Below are 23,637 nucleotides of genomic sequence, written 5' to 3'. Positions count from 1 at the left end.
TTGAAATTACTGAATAACTATCTATTGGTTCCTTATTTCCTTTTTAAGAAAAGATATTGGCGATATACATTCTCTTTGGTTTTTGCAATAGGTATTATCTTTTTAGTCTTCCCATTTCCTGCGAAAGAGCGTTTCCAAAAAGAATTCAGGAGAGGACTTTCGCATCATACGTGTCGTTGTGCAGCAGGAAGAAGGAAACCGGTGCCAGCCTCCCAAAAATGGAAGAACGGCTTCCCACGCATTTCATGCGGGTCCACCGTTCTTATATTGTCAATCTTCGTAAGATTACTGAAATCTTCCGTCTCCGTATTATCTTTGATAAGAATACATATATTCCTGTCGGTGATAATTATAAAGAACGGTTTACGGAATATATCAGTAAACTAAGCTTTTCATAAATGATGAATGGGCGATGGCTCATTAATTATTTAATCCCCAGCTTTTTTGCGATTTCTTTGGGAAGGGCATCTTTGTGTACAAGAATATTCATAGTCTTGTAAGCAACGAAGGCTTTGGAAGCATACCAGATACCATTGTATTTGCCTGATTTACCCCAAGAATTCTTCACCATGAAGTATTCTTTTCCGTTTTGGTCTTTAGCGATACCGTAGATTACCATTCCGTGATCGTCTGTAGTTTCCCAATTGTCAAAAGCAACTTGGCGCATTTCTTGAGTGACGTCAATTTCCGGGCATGGTTTGGTTGTCATCATTTGACGTTTGTTAGCAGCAGACAGGCCGGTCCAGCGAGCCATATCCGAACCGGAAAGTTCAGATTCTTTGTTTACATCCGGCATAACGGCGATACCGTCACGTGTGAATCCCTGTTCGCTGACGTCGCTACCCCATGCAAAAGTATAACCTTTCTTTACAGCATTGTCCATCACAGCCATCAGTTCCTCGATAGGCAGGTTGTAGGACAATCCATTGCGCCAGTTATCCTGAATCTCGATTGCGAATTGAGAATAGAATGGATGGTGCGTGTAAGAAGTCAGTGATACATAGTCGTTATAATTCAATCCCAGTGATTCAGAAAAAGTCTTCGGAGTATATTCTTTGCCTTTGTATGTGAACTTCTCCGGACATGCTCCCAGATAAGTATCATAAATAGCACTTAGTCCGTTTTTCCATACCGGAGTCAGTTTGCTCAACTTACCTTTCGCAATAGCATTGATGTAACCGGAAGCAACAGCATCCAGTTCGTTATGCACCGGCAACGTGTCACCGTACATGATACCCGGCATCACTTCCTGCGGAACAATACCATAATTCTTGATACAGTACATTACATCATAAAAACTTCCACCCGGAGAGAAAGAACTGTCACCATGATAACGTACGTAGTTTACTCCGCGATCTTGCATCGTTTTGTGTACGACAAACATTTCAGACAAGTCATACTCGCCTTTACCTAAACGAAGTAATTCTGATTCAACGAATCCGAGAGTTGAGAAACTCCAGCAAGTACTCGAACGATTTTGGTTCTTGATAGAAGTAATCGGGTTTTCTTTCACCGTCGTGAAAACAAAACCTTCTTCAGGTTTTGCATCTTGTGCCATGATGCTTAGGCTGAATAAGCCTAAAGCAGCAATAAGGATTGTCTTTTTCATTCCTATGAAATTAATATTAAATTGTTTTGGCTACAAATATAGGAAAGTTTCGCCATAGATTACATAGGTTTACACAGATTAATTCACCACAGAGTACACAAAGGTTTTATATTTACCAGCGTGGAATAATCCGGCAACCGATACTCAAGTTATTCAGGTTTCCGGTGACGGAACGATTACTTGCTCCCCGTTGTGAGTATTTTTGATAAGCTCCCATAATACCGGCATCTATTTGGAAACGTTGTTCGGTCAATTCTGTAAGTGAAGCCGTCTTGGCACTGTTGTGCCAAGACGATAACACAAGGTAAAGCATGAAGTACAGGTTATTTCTTTTCTTCTTTCGGTGCTACTACATAATCTTCTTTGATAAACTCATCATACACACGTTTGGGATGATCGAATGGTGCGGTTCCATTCTTCTGTTCATTGAAGTTTTCCCGGCGGAATTGTTTCAGTTTCAGGTTATCTTCTGCATACTCTCTCAATTTCCTATGCTCATTTCCATAGAGCGAACTTTCAGTCACGTCAGAATTGAGCAGGTTTTCTTTGGGAGTAATAGTAGGTAGGAGCACTTGTTCCAACAGACCACGATAGGCACCGTTATATTCGCACCATACGATATCGTTGGTTACAAATATACGATAGGAGTACTTTGACCATGCGGTTTTGATTTCAATAGATGTAGCATAAATTTCAATGGTAGCTTCTGAACCATACGCCTGGTCACGGATCACAACGGTCGTCCGACCGCTCAGTTCTTCCTTCACGGAAGTTTGCCACTTATCAGAGTGTAAGATTTCTTCGATAATTTCCGGCAAATTTTCTTTAATCTCAAACTGTATTCTCATGGTGCTTGCCTGCGGGCAGGACTTTTTTGATTTTTTCCTCCTTAAACAATTAAGCTAGCCTAAAGTTACATAGATTGAAGCAAAAAAACAAGATTTTGTTTGAGAATTTGTTATTTCCGCCAAACTATCTGCCTTTTTCGTTTGTTTTTACTATAAATATGCACAAATCGTAAAAGTAAAGTTTATGCGGAACAGGGCCCGGAAGAATTATGTCATTTATGTACTGATGTTACTCCTGTTTGGAGGATTGATTTATGTTGCTATTGAAGAGGGTGACCGGTTTTCACACTATGCGATAAATGCGCAGAACATGGTACAGGGGAATCCATTCACTATGTTTCTCCAGTTTATACAGGACAATCTTCATCATCCGCTCACTACCTTATTGATTCAGATTATAGCCGTGCTGCTGATGGTGCGTCTTTTTGGCTATTTATTCAGCCTGATCGGGCAACCGGGAGTGATTGGAGAGATTGTTGCCGGTATTGTGTTAGGACCTTCCGTACTCGGCTTTTTCTTTCCGGATGCTTTTCATTTCCTTTTTCCGGCACATTCGCTTACCAATCTTGAGTTATTGAGTCAGGTGGGACTGATACTTTTTATGTTTGTCATCGGTATGGAGCTGGATTTCAGTGTGCTGAAAAATAAGATCAATGAAACACTGGTGATTAGTCATGCCGGAATTTTAGTCCCTTTCTTCCTGGGTATCTTGTCTTCTTACTGGGTGTACGAAGAATATGCAGCTGCCCAAACCCCGTTTCTCCCTTTTGCCCTGTTTATAGGTATTTCTATGAGCATCACCGCTTTTCCGGTATTGGCACGCATCATTCAGGAGCGGAATATGACGAAGACTTCTTTAGGAACGCTGACCATTGCTTCCGCTGCCAATGATGATGTGACAGCTTGGTGCCTGTTGGCAGTGGTGATTGCTATCTCCAAAGCAGGAAGTTTTGCCAGTGCACTTTATTCAGTGGGGCTGGCAGTTGTTTATATTGCGGTCATGTTTTTGGTCGTTCGCCCGTTTCTGAAGAAAGTAGGAGAAGTATATGCCAACCGGGAAGCAATCAATAAAACATTCGTGGCATTTATTCTGCTCATTCTTATTATTTCCTCTTGTCTGACCGAAATTATCGGTATTCATGCACTGTTCGGAGCCTTTATGGCAGGGGTAGTGATGCCGTCCAATCTGGGTTTCCGGAAGGTGATGATGGAAAAAGTGGAAGATATCTCATTAGTCTTCTTTTTACCTCTGTTCTTTGCCTTCACCGGATTGCGCACGGAAATCGGTTTGATAAACAGTCCGGAGTTGTGGATGGTATGTTTACTGTTGGTGACGGTTGCCATTGTCGGCAAGTTGGGTGGATGTGCCATTGCCGCCCGTTTGGTGGGTGAGTCGTGGAAGGATAGTCTGACGATAGGGACATTGATGAATACACGGGGATTGATGGAGCTTGTCGCTTTGAATATCGGTTATGAAATGGGAGTTCTTCCCCCGTCTATATTCGTAATTTTGGTCATTATGGCGTTAGTTACGACCTTTATGACTACTCCTTTGCTTCATTTGGTGGAACATATTTTCGTACGTCGGGAAGAAAAATTATCTTTGAAGCACAAATTGATATTTTGTTTCGGGCGTCCGGAATCCGGGCGTGTGTTGCTTTCCATTTATGATTTGTTATTTGGAAAGCAGTTGAAGAAAAATCATTTGATTGCAGCACACTATACGGTGGGCGCGGATTTGAATCCGTTGAATGCCGAACATTATGCCAGCGAGAGTTTTGCTTTGCTCAATCAACAGGCAGCGAAATTGAATATCCAGGTAGATAACCATTATCGGGTGACAGACAAACTTGTACAGGAAATCATCCACTTTGTCCGTAAAGAACGTCCTGATATGCTGCTTTTGGGAGCCGGGAGTCATTATCGCTCGGATATGCCGGGAACTCCCGGGGCAATTTTATGGTTAACGCTCTTCCGGGATAAGATTGATGAGATTATGGAGCAGGTGAAATGTCCCGTGGCCGTATTTGTCAATCGTCAGTATCGGGTAGGCGCGACGGTCAGTTTCGTACTTGGCGGAATGATTGATATGTTTCTTTTTTCCTATTTGGATAAGATGTTGCAGAACGGACATTCGGTACGCCTTTTCCTTTTTGATACGGATGATGAAGAGTTCCGTGGGCGCATTGACGATTTACAGGCGCGTTATCCGGAACAAACGATGATGGTGTGGTTTGTGGGAGTTGAAGATTTAGTGACTGAAGAGAAAGACGGGTTATTGATAATGAGCCATCTTTCTTATACGAAATTATCCGAGGATGAGGCTGTGATACGTGAATTGTCATCTTTGCTGGTAATCCGCCGGAATAAGAATACGGGAGATAAAAATGAAAGACTTGAAAATTGATGAATCTACGGGATTAGTGTTGGAAGGCGGGGGAATGCGTGGAGTATTCACCTGCGGTGTGCTTGATTATTTTATGGATCACGATATCCGGTTTCCCTATACGATAGGAGTGTCTGCCGGTGCGTGTAACGGGTTGTCGTATGCATCAAGGCAACGGGGACGTGCCAGATACAGTAACATTGACTTGTTGGAGAAGTATGATTATATTGGTTTGAAACATTTGCTCAAAAAGCGTAATATACTCGACTTTGATCTATTATTCAATGAATTTCCCGAACATATTCTCCCTTATGATTATGAAACATATTTTGCTTCACCGGAACGTTTTGTGATGGTGACTACGAATTGCGTCACGGGAGAAGCCAACTATTTCGAAGAGAAAAAAGACAGGCACAGGGTAATTGATATTGTCCGCGCATCCAGCAGTCTTCCTTTTGTATGTCCTATTACTTATGTAGACGAGGTTCCCATGCTTGACGGAGGTATCGTAGATTCCATACCTCTGCAAAGGGCCATTGCGGATGGCTGCACGAAAAATGTCGTGGTACTCACCCGTAACCGGGGGTATCGGAAAGATTCGAAAGACATTCGTATCCCTTCGTTTGTATACCGTAAATATCCGAAGTTGCGTGAAGCGTTAAGTTGCCGGTGCGCTGTTTATAATGAACAACTGGAAATGGTGGAGCGTATGGAAGATGAAGGAAAGATTGTCGTAATCCGTCCTTTGAAACCTGTAGCCGTAGACCGCATCGAGAAAGATGTGCAAAAACTGACAGAGTTTTATCAGGAAGGATATGAATGTGCGAGAGCCTTACTTGAAGAATAAACAAGTCTTCATAGTTGAATAATAGATAGGCTCTCCATGCTTTTTTGTTTTTCTTGAATGTCAGATAAGATAATTGGACGTGTTCCCTTTTCATTTTGAATGGGTATATTGTTCAGCAGCCTTTTTTAGTTTTCTACCCATCAATTCTACCAGAGTCTTCGGATAAAGAATTTGTATTCCTTCGGCATATCCGAAGAATACTCGTTCTAACTCATGGTTGATGACGACTTCTATTTCCAGTATGACACTTCCGTCGGCCAATCTTTCCACCACTTGCTGGCTGCGATGTATAGGCTTGGTTATGATGTAAGGTGCTTCAGCAGCCGCTACCTTGAAACCTACTTTCTCCGCTATGCTTCCGGAGTTTTTAGTGACTCCTACCAGATCATCGAAGAATGTGTTTGGATCGAAGAACGTGTTTTTTATGTAATGTTCCTGTGGTAGAACTTCCAATGATTGTATTCTGTCCAAAGCTAAGTTTTGTAAGATCCGTCCGTTTCTTCTGACTCCATAAACGAACCACCGGTTGCGATACTCTTTTAATAGATAAGGATAAAAAATAAAGCTGTTGGCGGAGCGTGCCTTGAACGAACGATATTTGAGCTGTATCGGATGCTCGTTTACAATCGCGTGATAGATCGTATCCAAATAATCCAGTCCTTTCAATGATTCATTTTTTTCAAAGTCAATGACAGGAGTGGTTTTCATCCGGGCAGAAGCGACATGGTCTTCCAGGCGGTTGATAATATCGCTCATTTCCGTGAAATAGGAGAAACCCTTAAACTGCCGTAACACTTCCACTGCTTCCGACATCGTTTTCAGGTCTTGTTCATTCAGCGGGGTTTGTGTAATGCTGTATTCCGGATCTTCGTATTTATAATATTTATTTTCGTACACCACAATCGGAGCGTTATAACCCAGTTTCTCGCTACGCATCATCTGTATATCCATTTGTACCGTACGTTTGCTTATGCCTTTATCAATGCCTTCGTATTCATAAAGAGCATCCGAGCAAGCATCTACCAAATCTTCCAACGTCCAGCGTCGATAAGGATTACGCAGACAGTTATCAATTGTTTTATAACGGATTAAGGCATTTCTATTTGCTGGCATAAGTAGAAGAATAAAGATTTGCTTCAAAAGTAGAAAAATAAATTCAGGAAAACAAAGAGGTTACAGGTCTTTATTCTTGGATGATAAAAAGAAAATTCTTAGGATTTGTATCAAATTTGATACCCTTTGAAACAAAGTTTATAGACGAAGGCGAAGATACCCCCTATCTTTGCCTTCGTCTATTTTAGATTAAAAGCTTGTATAAACTAGGAATACTTTGTTGCCATGAAAACAAACCCTTGGATGAAACTATGTAAAGGTGCAATACTTGCGTTAGCAGTTTCTTACGGACTGACTTATTGCCACACAACTAAAAGCAAGTTGACCTTGGAACAGAAAAACGATAGCCTGACTGTTATCCACATCACCAATCCTACTAATTATATATTGCTTCCTATAGAAGAGGAAGCTGCAGAAAGTCAGGTTCAGCTTGATACGGGAGAGGCTGCGGATACCGATATGGATATTCGTCTGGCGCAGACTCAAGTGGACTATTTCGTTCCATTTGCCTTGCCTGTCGGAGCGAAGACTGCCACCGTGCGTGTCCGTAATAAATCAAAAGACGCACTTTGCTGGAAAGAAATCAAACTATCTGATACTTTTGATACAGCCAATACGGAAAAGTTTCGTCCTGTTTATCATCATACTCCCCTTTATGGCTGGATGAATGATGCCAACGGATTGGTGTATAAAGATGGAGAATATCATTTGTATTTTCAATATAACCCTTATGGTTCCAAATGGGGAAATATGCATTGGGGGCACTCTGTCAGCAAAGACCTGATGCATTGGGAACATCTGGCCCCGGCTATTGCCCGTGACACATTGGGACATGTCTTTTCCGGCAGCTCTATTGTCGATCAGGAGAACGTAGCGGGGTATGGAGCAGGGAGTATTTTGGCTTTCTATACTTCTGCCAGTGATAAAAACGGGCAGATTCAATGTCTTGCTTTTAGCAAAGATAACGGACGAACATTTACTAAATATGAGAAGAACCCCATCTTGAGGCCAGCTGATGGTTTGAAAGATTTCCGCGACCCGAAAGTGTTTCGTTATGAACCGGAAGATAAATGGGTGATGATTGTCTCCGCCGATAAAGAAATGCGTTTTTATGACTCTAAGAATCTGAAGGACTGGAATTATATGAGTAGCTTCGGAGAAGGATACGGGGTACAGCCTTGTCAGTTTGAATGTTCGGACATGGTGGAACTTCCGGTGGATGGAGATCTGAATCGTAAAAAATGGGCGTTGATAGTGAACGTCAATCCGGGATGTTATTTCGGAGGAAGTGCCACTCAATACTTTACAGGAGACTTTGATGGAACGAAATTCAGTTGTGACAGTCAACCGAATGTAACGAAATGGCTGGACTGGGGAAAGGATCATTATGCTACCGTTTGTTTCTCAAATACTGGAGAACGCACAATTGCCGTCCCTTGGATGAGTAACTGGCAATATTGTAACATTGTTCCGACAAAGCAATTCCGTAGTGCTAATGCTCTGCCGCGTGAGTTAAGTTTTTATACACAAGACGGTGAAATTTATCTTTCGGCAGCTCCGGTGCCGGAGATAAAGACTCTGCGAAAAGAAAAGAAAGAGATTCCGGCATTTATGGTTGGTAATGATTATCATATTGATTCTTTATTGGCTGATAATGAAGGTGCGTATGAACTGGCATTGGAGATTACCGCCGGGGAAGCGGAGATTATGGGATTCAGCCTCTTTAATGATAAAGGGGAAAAGGTGGATATCTATTTCAATCTTCCGGAAAAGAGATTGGTAATGGACCGGACGAAAAGTGGTATCGTAGATTTCGGAAAGAAGAGTGTACCTCATGAGATAGAGGTTCACGACCGTAGAAAGACGGCTTCTATCAATTATATAGATGATTTTGCATTAGCTACCTGGGCACCGATAAAGAAAGAGAATAAATATACGTTGGATGTTTTCGTTGATAAATGTTCTGTAGAAATATTCCTGAATGGAGGAAAGGTAGCTATGACTAATCTTATCTTTCCATCGGAACCATACAACCGTATGTGTTTTTATAGCAAAGGAGGTACATTCCATGTCGATTCATTCAATACGTATCGACTAGGTTTATAAGAGAAATAGAAGTTACGCAATAGATGTTTGCGTCGATTTAGTGAAAGCAACAAGTAGTGATTGTTTTAAGGATTCATAGGTTAGATTTATAAGTTAGGTTTTGTAGATTAGAATTAGGTGTTTGGTAGCTGTCAGATGTGAAATCCGGCAGCTACTTATATTCATCAATTACTCATCAATTTCAATTGTATATCCCCCTTGGAATATCGCTCCCGGCTGTAAGTGTTGCATCCAGTCTTTATCTTTATATTCACCAGTATAATGTGCACGGTCGCAACGTCCGTACCAAGGCTCGATGCAGACAAAAGGAGCATTCTTTGCAGGTGGAGACCAGAGGCCGACTACCGGAGCATTAAAATGTAGACTTAGATAAGCCTGTTTCTCCTTATTATATAAGGTAACTTTACGGATCTGTTCGTTTTCCAGTATCAAAGCATCTTTATCAAAAGTATGTGTGTTCAGTGGTAACAATCCGTCTGTCAACTCTAAAGAATATTCTGTAGAAGGATCAGCGCATCCCTTTTCTGAAATGAGAATATATTTCAAACCGTTTTCCTTGTCAAATCCGAAGAACCCTCTTTCAGAATTGCTTGCATCGAATTCTGGCCAATAGAAAGCAGGATGTGCACCAATCTGAAAATACATTTCCTTGTCGCCGGTATTCTTTACTTCCCACATAACCTCAATTTTCTTTCCCTGGATGCGATAGCCTATTTCCAGACAGAATAGAAACGGATATTTTCGCAAAGTCTCTTCATTACTAACAAGACGGTAACGTACTTCATCCTCTTTTTCAGTAACGAGTGCGAACTCCATATCACGGGCAAAACCATGTTGGGTAAGCGTATAAGAAATTCCTTCATTTCGATACTCATTCTCCCATACACTCCCAACAATAGGGAATAGGACAGGAGAGTGACGTTTCCAAAAAGCAGGATCGGCTTGCCACAGATATTCTTTTCCATTGGCGAAAATACTGCAAAGTTCAGCTCCATGAGGAGATACTTGAATCGTAAGTTGTTCGTTGGAGATTGTTTTCATATCGTTTATTTATTGGATTATTTTGAGGGTAATTTTTCATTCATCTTTCGGTTCATCTTTCAATCCGTCTTTCAATTCGTATTCAGATTTGCCTTTCAGTAGCATACCACTTTTTGCATTAAGAGGAGAGATTACTCTCTTGCCCGTTTTAGCCTCCAGTTCCAGTCGGGCATTGCGGGCTACTTCTCCACCTTGTTGAGCAATATCCATGTGGTCATTGAATGTTTCGGGATCGCTGATTTCGGATATTTCTTTAGTAGAAAGTTCGGCAAGCATATTTAATACCAATTCTTTATTGGTCATATTATCTCGTAGGTTTTCTTTTTTCAATCCTTTCAATTGTTTGTACTCTTTAGATGTCATATCCGACCAGGTCTGATAGATTACATCCGTTAATGTGGCAAATTGAACACCTTCTTGCAGACCTCGTTTTTTCCATTCGTCAGTAAGGTCCTTACGGATTTCAATTGATTTTAAACGTTGGTTAATCCAATTGTCGGAATATCCCAGACGTTTATAATCTTGTAGAGCCTGTTCGATGGATAATTCGGGGTCTTGTATTTGATTGAGCCGTTCACTGGCAACTTGAGCCATCCATAATTTAAAAGGTTCTGCTTTTGGGGAGGGTATGGATTGGATAAGGCGGAGAAGCTGTTCGGTGTCGGCGACATCGGTTTTATATTTCTTGCCATCACTTGACTCCAATTTCAGTTGGTTACAATTTGTAACTGACTCATTTCCTTCTTTTCTAAGTCTGTGTTTTAGCACTTTCCAATAATTATTGGGATTTGGACTGTCTGTCAGAACAGCTACCACATCTACTATCGAAAAATACCACTTCTCTTGTTCATCATCCCATACCGTACGTACTTTTTTTTCCTCAAAGAGCTTTAATGCTTGTTGTTTAGTCATGAATTCTGTTTTTAGAATCTTTAATTGGTTGTTATTTTAATGAAGAGTCTTCTCTATTTGGGGGCTCATATCACTACACAAAGATACCACTTTCAATCTACATAAGAGAATATGAACCTCATTTTTCTCATAGCAAGAAAAAGATCTTATAAAACCCTATAAAATAGCGTTCTATGCAACAAATGTTATAGCCTTTGAAACATTTTTTTTAGTCGTTTGATATAAATCAACCGTAATTTGCATCATCGATAAAGATAAAATTCGTACTTTTAATTTAATAACATCAAACTAATGCATCGTATTATGAAGAACAAAAAACTTCTTTGCAGCGTTTGTTTCCTGTTTACTTTCATGTCAGTCCTTTGGGGGCAAAACATTACGGTGAAAGGAAACGTTACTTCTAAAACGGACGGACAGCCGGTCATCGGTGCCTCTGTTGTTGAAGCTACAGCTACTACTAATGGAACAATTACTGATTTAGATGGTAATTTCACCCTTTCGGTTCCGGCTAACTCTACTTTAAAGATTACGTATATTGGTTATAAACCGGTGACCGTAAAATCGGCTGCTATCGTTAATGTATTATTGGAAGAAGACACTCAAATGGTAGATGAAGTGGTCGTAACAGGTTATACCACTCAACGTAAAGCCGACCTGACCGGTGCTGTTTCCGTAGTGAAAGTCGACGAAATCCAGAAGCAAGGAGAGAACAACCCGGTGAAAGCACTTCAAGGCCGCGTGCCCGGTATGAACATTACGGCGGATGGAAATCCGAGCGGATCGGCTACCGTACGTATTCGTGGTATCGGTACGCTGAACAACAACGATCCGCTTTATATTATCGATGGAGTTCCTACCAAAGCCGGCATGCACGAATTGAACGGAAACGACATTGAATCCATTCAAGTACTGAAAGATGCTGCTTCAGCATCCATCTACGGTTCGCGTGCTGCAAATGGCGTTATCGTCATTACTACCAAACAAGGAAAGAAAGGCCAGATTAAAATCAATTTTGATGCTTCGGTTTCAGCTTCCATGTATCAAAGTAAGATGGACGTGTTGAATACGGAGCAGTACGGACGTGCCATGTGGCAAGCCTATGTAAACGATGGTGAGAACCCGAACGGCAATGCCTTGGGATATAACTACAATTGGGGTTACGATGCCAACGGAAATCCTGTACTATACGGTATGAGCCTTTCCAAATACCTGGACTCGAAGAATACAATGCCTGTGGCAGATACCGACTGGTTTGATGAGATTACCCGTACAGGTGTTATCCAGCAATACAATCTTTCTGTCAGCAACGGTTCGGAGAAAGGTTCTTCCTTCTTTTCTCTGGGATATTACAAAAACCTGGGTGTAATCAAAGATACGGACTTCGACCGTTTCTCTGCCCGTATGAACAGTGATTATAAATTAATCGATGATATATTGACTATCGGCCAGCATTTCACCTTAAACCGGACTTCGGAAGTACAAGCTCCCGGCGGAATTATCGAAACCGCTTTGGACATTCCTTCCGCTATCCCTGTTTATGCTTCGGATGGTTCATGGGGAGGACCGGTAGGCGGATGGCCGGACCGTCGTAATCCTCGTGCCGTACTCGAATACAACAAAGACAACCGATACACTTACTGGCGTATGTTCGGTGATGCTTATGTGAATCTAAGCCTCTTCAAAGGATTCAATGTTCGTTCTACTTTTGGTCTGGACTACGCAAACAAGCAAGCCCGTTACTTTACCTATCCTTATCAGGAAGGAACACAGACCAACAACGGCAAGAGTGCAGTGGAAGCCAAACAGGAACACTGGACCAAATGGATGTGGAATGCCATTGCCACTTACCAGTTGGAAATAGGCAAACATCGTGGAGACGTCATGGTAGGTATGGAGCTGAATCGGGAAGACGACAGCCATTTCTCCGGCTACAAAGAAGATTTCTCTATCCTTACTCCCGACTATATGTGGCCCGATGCAGGTAGCGGCACAGCCCAGGCTTACGGTGCCGGTGAAGGTTACTCGCTTGTCTCTTTCTTCGGCAAAATGAACTATTCTTATGCTGACAAATATCTGCTTTCATTGACTCTCCGTCGTGACGGTTCTTCCCGCTTCGGTAAAAATCATCGTTATGCCACTTTCCCTTCCGTTTCTTTGGGATGGCGCATCACACAAGAAAGCTTTATGAAGGAACTGACTTGGCTTGACGATCTGAAACTGCGTGCTTCATGGGGACAGACCGGTAATCAGGAAATCTCCAACCTTGCCCGTTACACTATCTACGCTCCTAATTATGGAACAACAGATTCATTTGGCGGTCAAAGCTACGGTACGGCATACGATATTACAGGTTCTAACGGAGGTGGTACTCTGCCTTCCGGATTCAAACGTAACCAGATCGGTAATGACAATATTAAATGGGAGACAACTACACAGACGAACATCGGTATCGACTTCAGCCTGTTCAAGCAATCCTTGTACGGTTCATTGGAATACTATTACAAGAAAACAACCGATATCCTGACTGAAATGGCAGGTGTGGGAGTATTAGGAGAAGGTGGCAACCGTTGGATTAATTCGGGCGCAATGAAAAACCAGGGTTTTGAATTCAACTTGGGCTACCGCAACAAGACTGCCTTCGGACTGACTTACGACTTGAACGGAAACATCTCCACTTACCGGAATGAAATTCTTGAATTACCGGAGACAGTGGCTGCCAATGGAAAGTTTGGTGGTAATGGAGTAAAGAGTGTAGTCGGTCATACATACAATTCACAAGTGGGCTACATTGCCGACGGTATCTTCAAATCACAAGAAGAAGTGGACAATCACGCTACGCAGGAAGGTGCAGCCGTTGGCCGTATTCGCTATCGCGACATCGATCATAACGGTGTGATTGATGAAAAAGACCAGGAATGGATTTACGATCCGACTCCTGCTTTCAGCTACGGATTGAATATCTATCTGGAATATAAGAACTTCGACCTGACTATGTTTTGGCAAGGCGTTCAGGGAGTAGATATCATCAGTGACGTGAAGAAGAAAAGTGACTTCTGGAGTGCATCCAACGTCGGCTTCCTGAACAAGGGAACCCGCTTGCTCAATGCCTGGTCGCCTACTAATCCGAACTCTACTATTCCGGCATTGACCCGCAGCGATACAAACAATGAACAGCGCGTCTCCACTTACTTTGTTGAAAACGGTTCCTTCCTGAAACTGCGTAATATCCAATTAGGTTATACGGTTCCGGCAGTAATCTCCAAGAAGTTGAGAATGGAACGTTTACGCTTCTATTGCAGCGCACAAAACCTGTTGACGATCAAGAGTAAAGACTTTACGGGAGAAGACCCGGAAAACCCGAACTTCTCTTATCCGATCCCTGTGAATATCACCTTCGGACTTAACATCGGATTTTAATTCACTTCATTTATAAAACGAACTATCATGAAAAAGATACTATACATAGCAACCATCGGATTTACCTTGCTGACAAGCAGTTGCAACGATTTTCTGGATCGTCAGGTTCCGCAGGGTATTGTGACCGGCGATCAGATCGCTTCTCCCGAATACGTGGATAACCTCGTGATTTCAGCCTACGCCATTTGGGCAACAGGTGACGACATCAACTCTTCCTTCTCGCTTTGGAATTATGACGTGCGTTCTGACGATTGTTATAAAGGCGGTTCCGGTACGGAAGACGGCGGTGTGTTCAACGCACTGGAGATTTCTAAAGGTATCAACACCACCGACTGGAACATCAACGATATATGGAAAAGACTGTATCAATGCATCACTCGTGCCAACACAGCCTTGCAGTCACTCGACCTGATGGATGAAAAGACTTATCCGCTGAAGAACCAGCGTATTGCTGAAATGAGGTTCCTGCGCGGACATGCTCACTTTATGTTGAAGCAACTGTTTAAGAAGATCGTTATAGTAGACGATGAAAACATGGAACCGGATGCTTACAACAAGCTTTCGAATACCACCTATACCAATGATGGACAATGGCAAAAGATAGCAGACGACTTCCAGTTTGCCTACGACAACCTGCCGGAAGTGCAAATAGAAAAAGGACGTCCTACACAGGCTGCCGCAGCTGCTTATCTGGCAAAGACTTACCTGTATAAGGCTTACCGCCAAGATGGAGTGAATAACAATCTTACCGGGATCAACGAAGAAGACTTGAAACAGGTAGTGAAATATACCGATCCTCTCATCATGGCCAAAGCCGGTTACGGATTGGAAAATGATTATAGTATGAACTTCCTGCCTCAATATGAAAATGGCGCGGAGTCTGTATGGGCGATTCAATATTCTATCAACGACGGAACATACAACGGTAACCTGAACTGGGGAATGGGACTGACAACTCCGCAGATACTAGGTTGCTGTGACTTCCACAAACCGAGCCAAAATCTGGTGAACGCTTTCAAAACCGACTCGCAGGGAAAACCGTTGTTCAGCACCTATGATAATGAGAACTACGAGGTTACAACGGACAATGTAGACCCCCGTTTATTCCACACGGTAGGTATGCCGGGCTTCCCTTATAAATACAACGAAGGCTACCTGATTCAGAAGAATGATGACTGGAGCCGTAGCAAGGGACTTTACGGATATTATGTTTCGCTCAAAGAGAATGTAGACCCGGACTGTGACTGCCTGAAGAAAGGCTCTTATTGGGCAAGTTCTCTGAATCATATCGTCATCCGTTATGCAGATGTATTGCTGATGCGTGCCGAGGCCCTGATACAGTTGAACGACGGACGTATTGCCGACGCCATCTCACTCATCAATGATGTACGCAGTCGTGCAGCCGGAAGTACAATGCTGATCTTCAATTATAAAGAAGAGTACGGAGTGAACTTCAAAGTAACCCCTTATGAACAGAAAGCTTATGCACAGGACGAAGCCATGAAAATGTTGAAATGGGAACGCCGTATAGAATTTGGAATGGAAAGCTCACGCTTTTTTGACCTCGTCAGATGGGGAGAAGCCAAAGACGTTATCAATGCTTATTATGTGACCGAAGCAGCCCGTTGTTCTATTTACAAGAATGCAGGTTTCACGGAAAATAAGAACGAATACCTCCCAATTCCATTCGAACAGATCAGTGCCAGTAACGGAAATTATACACAGAATTTCGGTTGGTAATCATCAATCTTAAAACAAAGAATAAAATGAAATCAATCATAAAACAACTCTATACCATCCTGTTGGTGACTGTAGTATGCATAACAGTTGCGGGATGTAGCGATGACTTCAAATCCAATCTTCGTTTGGACGGAGATGTATGGGTAAACTCTATCAAACTGGATGAATACGCAGGAACGATCGATTATCAAAATAAGACAATCGTAGTGGGAGTACCTTACGATTATGACGTTACCCGGATGGCCGTCAGCGAAATCGACCTTTCCGAAGGCGCTACGGCGAGCATCGCTGTCGGTGAAACAATCGACTTTTCTCTTCCCGTATCTTTGATTGTGAAGAATGGTGACGTACAAATGAGCTATACGATTACCGTGAAGAGGGACGAGGCGAAGATACTGACCTTTAAGTTGAATGATACTTATGTAGGAAAAGTAGACCAGCTATCAAAAACAATCTCCGTAGTTGTTCCGCTGACAGTGGATATCACCCAGTTGAAAGGTACGTTCACCGTGACGGATGGAGCTACTGTGACTCCGGCATCCGGCAGCATCCAGGACTTTACCAATCCTGTCACCTATACGGCAACTTACCGTTCGGCAGTGACTCCTTATGTAGTAACGGTTACTCAAGGAAACGTGATTCCGACGGCCTTTGTCGGCACAGCTTCTTCTGTAAGCCAACTTACAAGTCCTGAAGAAAAAGCCGCTGCCCAGTGGATGATGGATAATATATCAATGTCCGAATACATCTCATTCAAAGATGTAGTAGACGGAAAAGTGGATTTAGGCAAATATACTGCAATCTGGTGGCATTTCCATGCAGACAATGGTGACAATCCTCCTTTGCCGGATGATGCAAAAGCTGCCGTAGAGAAATTTAAAGTCTACTATCAAAACGGTGGTAACCTGTTGCTGACCCGCTACGCAACTTTCTATATTAAGGATCTTAGCATTGCAAAAGACGAGCGTGTACCAAACAACAGTTGGGGAAGAAGTGAGGATTCACCTGAAATTGTTGATGGACCGTGGAGCTTTCCGATTACTGGCAACGAGTCGCATCCGTTATTTCAGGATTTAAAATGGAAAGATGGTGACAAAACAAGAGTCTATACCTTTGATGCTGGTTACGCAGTAACCAATAGCACAGCCCAATGGCACATCGGAACAAACTGGGGAGGTTATGAGGACCTGAACGCATGGCGTAACTTGACAGGAGGAATCGATGTGGCATGCGGAGACGACGGTGCAGTAATCATAGCCGAATTCGAGCCGCGCTCCAATAGCGGACGTACGATCTGTATCGGCTACGGTGGTTACGATTGGTACGGTAAAGGAGTAGACGCTTCTGCCGATTACTACCACTACAACGTAGAGCAAATGACTCTGAATGCAATCAACTACTTATGTAAATAAAAGAATAAGCGATAATTATGAAAAATATGATCTTACATATAGCATTAACCACACTGTTGGCCTCAATGACCGCTTGCAGTGATGAGATTGATCCCGTATTGACTCAAAGAGACTGGGACGGTACAGCCACTTACTTCCAATCGACCGACGAGCATGGCTTTTCGATGTACTATAAACCGCAGGTAGGCTTTGTCGGTGACCCGATGCCATTCTATGATCCGGTTGCCAAAGACTTTAAAGTGATGTACCTACAAGACTACCGTCCGAACCCCGAAGCTACTTACCACCCCATTTTCGGGGTGGCCACCAAAGACGGTGCTACTTATGAATCTCTCGGCGAACTGATTCCCTGCGGAGGTCGTGACGAACAGGATGCCGCCATCGGTACAGGAGGTACCATCTATAATCCGGTTGATAAACTCTACTACACTTTCTACACCGGCAATAAATTCAAACCTTCTTCCGACCAGAATGCGCAAGTAGTCATGGTAGCTACCTCTCCTGACTTTAAAACATGGACCAAGAACCGCACTTTCTATCTGAAAGGAGATACGTATGGCTATGACAAGAATGACTTCCGCGATCCGTTCCTGTTCCAGACCGAAGACGGTGTCTATCACATGCTGATTGCCACCCGTAAAAATGGAAAAGGACACATTGCCGAATTTACTTCTACTGACCTGAAAGAGTGGGAGTCTGCCGGAACATTTATGACCATGATGTGGGATCGTTTCTATGAATGTCCGGACGTATTCAAGATGGGAGAATGGTGGTATCTGGTCTATTCGGAACAAGCTTCCTTCATGCGCAAGGTACAATACTTCAAAGGCAGAACACTTGAAGAACTGAAAGCGACTACCGCCAATGATGCCGGAATATGGCCGGACAATCGGGAAGGTATGCTGGACAGCCGCGCATTCTATGCAGGAAAGACCGCTTCCGATGGAACCAACCGTTACATCTGGGGTTGGTGTCCTACCCGCGCCGGCAATGATAATGGAAACGTAGGAGATGTAGAACCTGAATGGGCTGGAAACCTGGTAGCGCAACGCCTCATTCAGCACGAAGACGGTACGTTGACTCTTGGAGTTCCGGAGGCAATCGACCGTAAATACACTTCTGCACAAGAAGTAAAAGTAATGGCTAAAGATGGAAACGTAACAGAAAGCGGTAAAACCTATACATTGGCCGAAGGAGCTTCCGTCATCTTCAACCGGTTGAAAGTGCACAACAAGATTTCCTTTACCGTAAAAGCATCCTCGAATACAGATCGTTTTGGGATCTCTTTCGTTCGTGGAACGGACTCCAAATCATGGTATAGCATCCATGTCAACGCTGACGAAGGTAAAGCCAATTTCGAGAAAGACGGTGACAATGCCAAATACTTGTTTGATAACAAATTCAACATCCCGACGGATAATGAATACCATGTGACGATTTACAGTGACCAGTCGGTTTGTGTGACCTACATCAATGACCAGTTATCTTTCACGAACCGCATTTATCAAATGCAGAAGAACCCGTGGTCACTCTGCTGTTATAAAGGTGAAATCACTGTATCAGATATTCAAGTGAGCACATATTAATAGAAAAGTAACATCTTTTACAGTGTTTGAAACAAAAGTGATAGGCGTTTCATCCCGGAGCGCCTATCTTTGCACTGTAACAACCTTAATACCATAAAGCATGAATTTAAGACTCTCTTCCAAACAAATTCGAACCTTCGCGGTTTTATTTTGTATGATTGTGATGAATATCTCTCTATCCGCCCGTGCGGACAACTCTCCTCTATTAATTAAAGATTTAGGAGAAGGACATTGCCTCGTACGCGTCAACACTAACCAGAAGTATCTGTTGTTGCCCGTAGAAGATGCGTCGCCCGATGTGCGTATCAGCATGATTGTCAATAATAAAGAGGTAAAGAGCTTCGATGTCCGTCTGGCCATCCATAAAGTCGATTACTTTGTCCCGGTAGACCTTTCCGATTATTCCGGCAAACTAATCTCTTTCAAATTTAAAATGAACTCCAACGACCCGGTGCGTGTCAACCTTTCACCGGACAACACTGCTTGCTGCAAGGAAATGAAATTGTCCGATACGTTCGATACAAGCAACCGTGAAAAGTTCCGTCCCATTTATCATTTCTCTCCCCTTTACGGATGGATGAACGACCCGAACGGAATGGTCTACAAAGACGGTGAATACCACCTTTTCTACCAATACAATCCTTACGGCTCCAAATGGGGAAATATGAACTGGGGACATGCCATCAGCAAAGACCTCGTAAACTGGGAACATCGCCCCGTAGCAATCGCCCCGGATGCATTCGGCACTATCTTCAGTGGATCCGCCGTGATAGATCATCACAATACTGCCGGCTTCGGTGCAGGTGCTATCATCGCCATCTATACACAGAATAGTGACCGTCAGGTGCAAAGCATTGCTTATAGCACCGACAACGGACGTACTTTCACCAAATACGAAAACAATCCCGTATTAGTATCTGAAGCGCGTGATTTCCGCGACCCGAAAGTATTCTGGTACGAAGGTACCAAACGTTGGATCATGGTATTGGCGGTAGGGCAGGAAATGCAATTCTTCTCTTCCCCCAACCTGAAAGACTGGACATTTGAAAGCAGCTTCGGCAAAGGACACGGTGCACACGGAAACGTTTGGGAATGTCCCGACTTATTCGAACTCCCGGTAGAAGGAACGAATGAAAAGAAGTGGGTACTGCTTTGCAGCCTCGGCGACGGTCCTTTCGGTGACTCGGCTACTCAATATTTTATAGGCTCCTTCAACGGAAAAGAGTTTGTAAATGAATCACCCTCCAAAACCAAATGGATGGACTGGGGAAAAGACCATTATGCCACCGTGACTTGGAGTGATGCTCCCGACAACCGTCGTATTGCTATCGCTTGGATGAGCAACTGGCAATATGCAAACGACGTTCCTACTTCCCAATACCGTAGCCCGAACTCCGTTCCCCGCGACTTGAGCCTGTTTACCGTAGATGGTGAGACTTACCTCCAATCAGCTCCCTCTCCCGAGCTGCTGGCTTTGCGTGATGCTTCAAAGAAGCGTTCGTTCAGGGTAAACGGAACACGCACAATCAAAGAAATGATTTCCGGCAATGACGGTGCATACGAAATAGAACTGACGATTGAAAATCAACATGCAGACGTAATCGGCTTCCGTCTCTACAATGATAAAGGCGAAGAAGTGGATATGCAGTATGACATGAAAGAAAAGAAATTCTCGATGGATCGCCGCAAGAGCGGAGAGGTCAGCTTCAATGAGAACTTCCCGATGTTGACCTGGACAGCTATTGAAAGCGGAAAAGATGCATTAAAACTTCGCCTGTTTGTTGATAAATCCAGCGTTGAGGCCTTTGGAGACGGTGGACGCTTTGCGATGACTAATCAGGTATTCCCTTCGGAACCTTACAACCATATCGACTTTTACAGCAAAGGAGGAGCTTATAAGGTAGACTCATTTGTAGTTTATAAGTTGAAACCGTAAGCTGCTCTATTCCGCTCCATACGTTCTTTCCCTGTTTCCTTATGACAGAGTTCCTCTTTCCCGGTGAGAGAGTATCCATAAAGTGGGGATATAGTTGCTCTAAACTTACGTTATTGGTAGTTCTTCACGGCCGTGACGAGATCCTACCACGGCCGTGGTAGCTTCTTCCCACAGCCATGAAGAGAAGTCACCACGGCCGTGGGAAGGTAACAATACCGTAGCTTTAGCACAACAAGGAACGGGAGATACACCAACTACATAAAGGGCTGACGTGTACATTGCCGTAAGGTTGTGTGCTTCCCGCCCTATGGAAACAGAATTCATCATATAAAAGATAAAACAATGGAAAATAGTAAAAACTCTTCTCTTTCCAAACTGATCCCGGTGATGCTTTGCTTCTTTGCCATGGGATTTGTTGACCTGGTAGGCATTGCCTCCAATTATGTAAAGGCAGACCTCGGTCTGTCGGACTCACAGGCGAATATCTTCCCTTCACTGGTATTCTTCTGGTTTCTGATTTTCTCCGTACCCACAGGCATGTTAATGAGCCGTATCGGTCAGAAGAAAACCGTGTTGCTTAGTTTGCTTGTGACTTTTGCTTCTTTGTTATTGCCGGTTTTCGGAGACAGCTATATGCTGATGCTGATTTCTTTCTCCCTTTTGGGTATCGGAAATGCGTTGATGCAGACCTCCCTGAATCCGTTGCTTTCTAACATCGTACGTGGCGACCGTCTGGCAAGTAGCCTGACTTTCGGCCAGTTTGTGAAAGCCATTGCCTCTTTTCTTGCACCTTACATTGCCATGTGGGGAGCGACACAGGCCATCCCGACTTTCGATTTAGGCTGGCGCATCTTGTTCCCGATTTATATGATTGTAGCCGTCATTGCTATCCTGTTGCTTAATGTCACGCAGATTAAAGAGGAAAAAGAAGAAGGCAAACCGTCTACGTTAGGACAATGTCTCGCCTTGCTTGGCAAACCGTTTATCTTGCTTTCTTTCATTGGTATCATGTGTCATGTCGGAATTGATGTGGGTACAAACACTACCGCCCCCAAGATTTTGATGGAACGTCTTGGCATGGGTCTTGATGATGCAGCTTTTGCGACAAGCCTTTATTTTATCTTCCGTACGGCAGGCTGCTTTCTGGGTTCTTTCATTTTGCGTAAGATGTCGGCGAAATCGTTCTTCGGCATTAGCGTTGTGATGATGCTGATAGCGATGGCAGGTTTGTTTATATTCCATGACAAGACAATGATTTATGTATGTATCGGCCTGATCGGTTTCGGCAACTCCAATGTGTTCTCCGTAGTCTTCTCGCAGGCATTGCTTTACCTGCCGGGTAAGAAGAATGAAGTTTCCGGTCTGATGATTATGGGACTGTTCGGCGGTACGGTATTTCCGTTGGCTATGGGAGTAGCATCCGATGCGATGGGACAGAGTGGGGCAGTAGCCGTAATGACGGTGGGCGTGCTTTATCTCTTGTTCTATACGTTCCGTATTAAAAAATAATTTTATAACTTTGGAAACAATAAAATCCGTAGATCATGAATAATATAATCGTAGGAATGGGCGAGGCACTTTGGGATGTGTTGCCCGAAGGAAAGAAAATAGGTGGTGCTCCGGCAAACTTTGCCTATCATGTATCACAGTTTGGTTTTGACAGTCGCGTGGTGAGTGCCGTGGGCAAAGATGAGTTGGGAGACGAGATTCTGAACGTATTCAACGAGAAGAAACTGAAAACGCAGATTGAACAAGTGGATTATCCTACCGGTACGGTACAGGTGACATTGGATGACGAAGGTGTGCCTTGTTACGAAATCAAAGAAGGCGTGGCATGGGATAACATACCTTTCACGGATGAGCTGAAACGTTTGGCATTGAGTACGCGTGCCGTTTGCTTCGGTTCCCTGGCTCAACGTAATGAAGTGAGCCGTGCCACTATCAACCGTTTTCTGGATACGATGCCCGACATAGACGGACAACTGAAAATCTTTGATATTAATCTCCGTCAGGACTTCTACACCAAAGAGGTGTTGCGCGAATCTTTCCGCCGTTGCAACATTCTGAAGATAAACGACGAAGAACTGGTGACCATCAGCCGTCTGTTTGGCTATCCCGGCATCGACTTGCAGGATAAATGCTGGATTCTGTTGGCGAAATACAACCTGAAGATGTTGATTCTGACTTGCGGAATTAATGGCAGTTATGTGTTTACTCCGGGTGTTGTCTCTTTCCAGGAAACGCCCAAAGTGCCGGTTGCCGATACGGTGGGAGCAGGTGATTCCTTTACCGCTGCTTTCTGTGCTTCCATTCTTAATGGAAAGCCGGTTCCCGAAGCTCACAAACTTGCCGTTGAAGTTTCTGCTTATGTCTGCACGCAAAGCGGTGCAATGCCTGAACTTCCGCAGGTATTAAAAGACAGATTGATGTAATTGTTTGATGGAAAGTAAGTATAGAGGTATATCTCATTCTGTGGGAATATACCTCTTTTTTCTTTTTGCATGATTCGCATGATATAAGAGGTACGGGCATAAAAAAAGGAGCAACGCCTTGCTCCAACCTTTGTTAACCTTAAATCTAATACTATGAAAAACACATTGCAAAGATACGGACTTCTGCTAAATCTGCAAATAATCCAAATAAAAAGAGATGTTTTATAACATTGATTAAGCGTTTGTGTTACG

Annotated in this window: 17 protein-coding genes and 1 pseudogene; 11 read left to right on the top strand and 7 right to left on the bottom strand. The window is 43.4% G+C overall.

Annotation, left to right across the window (positions count from 1 at the left end):
• Nucleotides 1–206: 206 nt before the first annotated feature.
• Nucleotides 207–398 (top strand): annotated as a pseudogene (locus GD631_RS20475) (LytTR family transcriptional regulator DNA-binding domain-containing protein); the annotation flags it as partial.
• 26 nt (nt 399–424) lie between these two features.
• On the opposite strand, the gene GD631_RS20470 reads toward GD631_RS20475, so the two are convergent.
• The 3 genes from GD631_RS20470 to GD631_RS20460 form a co-directional block, all read right to left on the bottom strand.
• Nucleotides 425–1,609 (bottom strand): C1 family peptidase, encoded by a 1,185-nt coding sequence (locus tag GD631_RS20470; RefSeq protein ID WP_143259351.1) that lies wholly within the window; start codon nt 1,607–1,609, stop codon nt 425–427.
• A gap of 112 nt (nt 1,610–1,721) precedes the next feature.
• Nucleotides 1,722–1,922, bottom strand: coding sequence for a hypothetical protein (locus GD631_RS20465; protein ID WP_223225892.1), 201 nt, complete (start codon nt 1,920–1,922; stop codon nt 1,722–1,724).
• A gap of 10 nt (nt 1,923–1,932) precedes the next feature.
• Nucleotides 1,933–2,457 carry a hypothetical protein gene (locus GD631_RS20460; RefSeq protein WP_143259352.1) on the bottom strand — a complete coding sequence of 175 codons (525 nt, stop codon included), beginning with the start codon at nt 2,455–2,457 and terminating at the stop codon, nt 1,933–1,935.
• Nucleotides 2,458–2,641: 184 nt separating this feature from the next.
• Here GD631_RS20460 and GD631_RS20455 point away from each other — a divergent pair, with 184 nt between their 5' ends.
• Together GD631_RS20455 and GD631_RS20450 are read left to right on the top strand one after the other, a co-directional pair.
• Nucleotides 2,642–4,864 (top strand): cation:proton antiporter, encoded by a 2,223-nt coding sequence (locus GD631_RS20455; RefSeq protein WP_143259353.1) that lies wholly within the window; start codon nt 2,642–2,644, stop codon nt 4,862–4,864.
• Complete coding sequence (locus tag GD631_RS20450; RefSeq protein ID WP_143259354.1) at nt 4,845–5,690, top strand: patatin-like phospholipase family protein; 846 nt, start codon at nt 4,845–4,847, stop codon at nt 5,688–5,690. The genes GD631_RS20455 and GD631_RS20450 overlap by 20 nt, the downstream gene beginning before the upstream one ends.
• Before the next feature lie 90 nt (nt 5,691–5,780).
• On the opposite strand, the gene GD631_RS20445 is transcribed toward GD631_RS20450, so the two are convergent.
• Nucleotides 5,781–6,803 (bottom strand): helix-turn-helix transcriptional regulator, encoded by a 1,023-nt coding sequence (locus GD631_RS20445; RefSeq protein ID WP_143259355.1) that lies wholly within the window; start codon nt 6,801–6,803, stop codon nt 5,781–5,783.
• A 225-nt stretch (nt 6,804–7,028) separates the two neighbouring features.
• On the opposite strand from GD631_RS20445, the gene GD631_RS20440 reads away from it, so the two are divergent.
• Nucleotides 7,029–8,909, top strand: a complete 1,881-nt coding sequence (locus GD631_RS20440) for a glycoside hydrolase family 32 protein (RefSeq protein ID WP_143259356.1) — start codon at nt 7,029–7,031, stop codon at nt 8,907–8,909.
• 168 nt (nt 8,910–9,077) lie between these two features.
• Here GD631_RS20440 and GD631_RS20435 read toward each other — a convergent pair whose 3' ends face one another.
• Together GD631_RS20435 and GD631_RS20430 are read right to left on the bottom strand one after the other, a co-directional pair.
• Nucleotides 9,078–9,950 carry an aldose 1-epimerase family protein gene (locus GD631_RS20435; RefSeq protein ID WP_143259357.1) on the bottom strand — a complete coding sequence of 291 codons (873 nt, stop codon included), beginning with the start codon at nt 9,948–9,950 and terminating at the stop codon, nt 9,078–9,080.
• 36 nt (nt 9,951–9,986) lie between these two features.
• Entirely contained in the window at nt 9,987–10,862 is an 876-nt protein-coding gene (locus GD631_RS20430; protein WP_143259358.1) for a BRO-N domain-containing protein, read from the bottom strand.
• Between the two features lie 303 nt (nt 10,863–11,165).
• On the opposite strand from GD631_RS20430, the gene GD631_RS20425 reads away from it, so the two are divergent.
• The 5 genes from GD631_RS20425 (at nt 11,166) to GD631_RS20405 (ending at nt 20,953) form a co-directional block, all read left to right on the top strand.
• The gene (locus tag GD631_RS20425; RefSeq protein WP_185911525.1) at nt 11,166–14,279 is read left to right on the top strand and encodes a SusC/RagA family TonB-linked outer membrane protein; all 3,114 of its coding nucleotides are present in this window, start codon (nt 11,166–11,168) and stop codon (nt 14,277–14,279) included.
• Nucleotides 14,280–14,306: 27 nt separating this feature from the next.
• Nucleotides 14,307–16,019, top strand: a complete 1,713-nt coding sequence (locus GD631_RS20420; protein ID WP_143259360.1) for a RagB/SusD family nutrient uptake outer membrane protein — start codon at nt 14,307–14,309, stop codon at nt 16,017–16,019.
• 26 nt (nt 16,020–16,045) lie between these two features.
• On the top strand, nt 16,046–17,431 hold the full coding sequence (locus tag GD631_RS20415) for a DUF4960 domain-containing protein (protein WP_143259361.1): 1,386 nt from the start codon (nt 16,046–16,048) through the stop codon (nt 17,429–17,431).
• 17 nt (nt 17,432–17,448) lie between these two features.
• Nucleotides 17,449–19,017, top strand: a complete 1,569-nt coding sequence (locus GD631_RS20410) for a glycoside hydrolase family 32 protein (protein ID WP_185911524.1) — start codon at nt 17,449–17,451, stop codon at nt 19,015–19,017.
• A gap of 100 nt (nt 19,018–19,117) precedes the next feature.
• Nucleotides 19,118–20,953 (top strand): glycoside hydrolase family 32 protein, encoded by a 1,836-nt coding sequence (locus GD631_RS20405; protein ID WP_143259363.1) that lies wholly within the window; start codon nt 19,118–19,120, stop codon nt 20,951–20,953.
• Nucleotides 20,954–21,058: 105 nt separating this feature from the next.
• Here the strand turns inward: GD631_RS20405 and GD631_RS20400 are convergent, their stop codons facing one another.
• Nucleotides 21,059–21,280 carry a hypothetical protein gene (locus tag GD631_RS20400; RefSeq protein WP_143259364.1) on the bottom strand — a complete coding sequence of 74 codons (222 nt, stop codon included), beginning with the start codon at nt 21,278–21,280 and terminating at the stop codon, nt 21,059–21,061.
• Between the two features lie 15 nt (nt 21,281–21,295).
• On the opposite strand from GD631_RS20400, the gene GD631_RS20395 reads away from it, so the two are divergent.
• Nucleotides 21,296–22,462: an MFS transporter gene (locus GD631_RS20395; protein ID WP_143259365.1), complete on the top strand. Its 1,167-nt coding sequence runs from the start codon at nt 21,296–21,298 to the stop codon at nt 22,460–22,462.
• Nucleotides 22,463–22,497: 35 nt separating this feature from the next.
• A complete protein-coding gene (locus GD631_RS20390) occupies nt 22,498–23,385 on the top strand; it encodes a carbohydrate kinase family protein (protein ID WP_143259366.1) in 888 nt (295 codons plus the stop codon).
• The last annotated feature ends 252 nt before the right edge of the window (nt 23,386–23,637 follow it).

Source organism: Bacteroides luhongzhouii, assembly GCF_009193295.2.
Taxonomy (GTDB): Bacteria; Bacteroidota; Bacteroidia; order Bacteroidales; family Bacteroidaceae; genus Bacteroides; species Bacteroides luhongzhouii.
The sequence above is the reverse complement of the archived record's forward strand: the minus strand, read 5'-3'. Positions and strand labels throughout refer to the sequence as shown.

Bases quoted from the DNA above. Each gene is read 5' to 3' on its own strand.
- GD631_RS20470 (WP_143259351.1), bottom strand. From the start codon at position 1,609: ATGAAAAAGACAATCCTTATTGCTGCTTTAGGCTTATTCAGCCTAAGC.
- GD631_RS20465 (WP_223225892.1), bottom strand. From the start codon at position 1,922: ATGCTTTACCTTGTGTTATCGTCTTGGCACAACAGTGCCAAGACGGCT.
- GD631_RS20425 (WP_185911525.1), top strand. From the start codon at position 11,166: ATGAAGAACAAAAAACTTCTTTGCAGCGTTTGTTTCCTGTTTACTTTC.
- GD631_RS20455 (WP_143259353.1), top strand. From the start codon at position 2,642: ATGCGGAACAGGGCCCGGAAGAATTATGTCATTTATGTACTGATGTTA.
- GD631_RS20395 (WP_143259365.1), top strand. From the start codon at position 21,296: ATGGAAAATAGTAAAAACTCTTCTCTTTCCAAACTGATCCCGGTGATG.
- GD631_RS20415 (WP_143259361.1), top strand. From the start codon at position 16,046: ATGAAATCAATCATAAAACAACTCTATACCATCCTGTTGGTGACTGTA.
- GD631_RS20400 (WP_143259364.1), bottom strand. From the start codon at position 21,280: ATGATGAATTCTGTTTCCATAGGGCGGGAAGCACACAACCTTACGGCA.
- GD631_RS20435 (WP_143259357.1), bottom strand. From the start codon at position 9,950: ATGAAAACAATCTCCAACGAACAACTTACGATTCAAGTATCTCCTCAT.
- GD631_RS20450 (WP_143259354.1), top strand. From the start codon at position 4,845: ATGAAAGACTTGAAAATTGATGAATCTACGGGATTAGTGTTGGAAGGC.
- GD631_RS20440 (WP_143259356.1), top strand. From the start codon at position 7,029: ATGAAAACAAACCCTTGGATGAAACTATGTAAAGGTGCAATACTTGCG.
- GD631_RS20420 (WP_143259360.1), top strand. From the start codon at position 14,307: ATGAAAAAGATACTATACATAGCAACCATCGGATTTACCTTGCTGACA.
- GD631_RS20405 (WP_143259363.1), top strand. From the start codon at position 19,118: ATGAATTTAAGACTCTCTTCCAAACAAATTCGAACCTTCGCGGTTTTA.
- GD631_RS20445 (WP_143259355.1), bottom strand. From the start codon at position 6,803: ATGCCAGCAAATAGAAATGCCTTAATCCGTTATAAAACAATTGATAAC.
- GD631_RS20390 (WP_143259366.1), top strand. From the start codon at position 22,498: ATGAATAATATAATCGTAGGAATGGGCGAGGCACTTTGGGATGTGTTG.
- GD631_RS20410 (WP_185911524.1), top strand. From the start codon at position 17,449: ATGAAAAATATGATCTTACATATAGCATTAACCACACTGTTGGCCTCA.
- GD631_RS20430 (WP_143259358.1), bottom strand. From the start codon at position 10,862: ATGACTAAACAACAAGCATTAAAGCTCTTTGAGGAAAAAAAAGTACGT.
- GD631_RS20460 (WP_143259352.1), bottom strand. From the start codon at position 2,457: ATGAGAATACAGTTTGAGATTAAAGAAAATTTGCCGGAAATTATCGAA.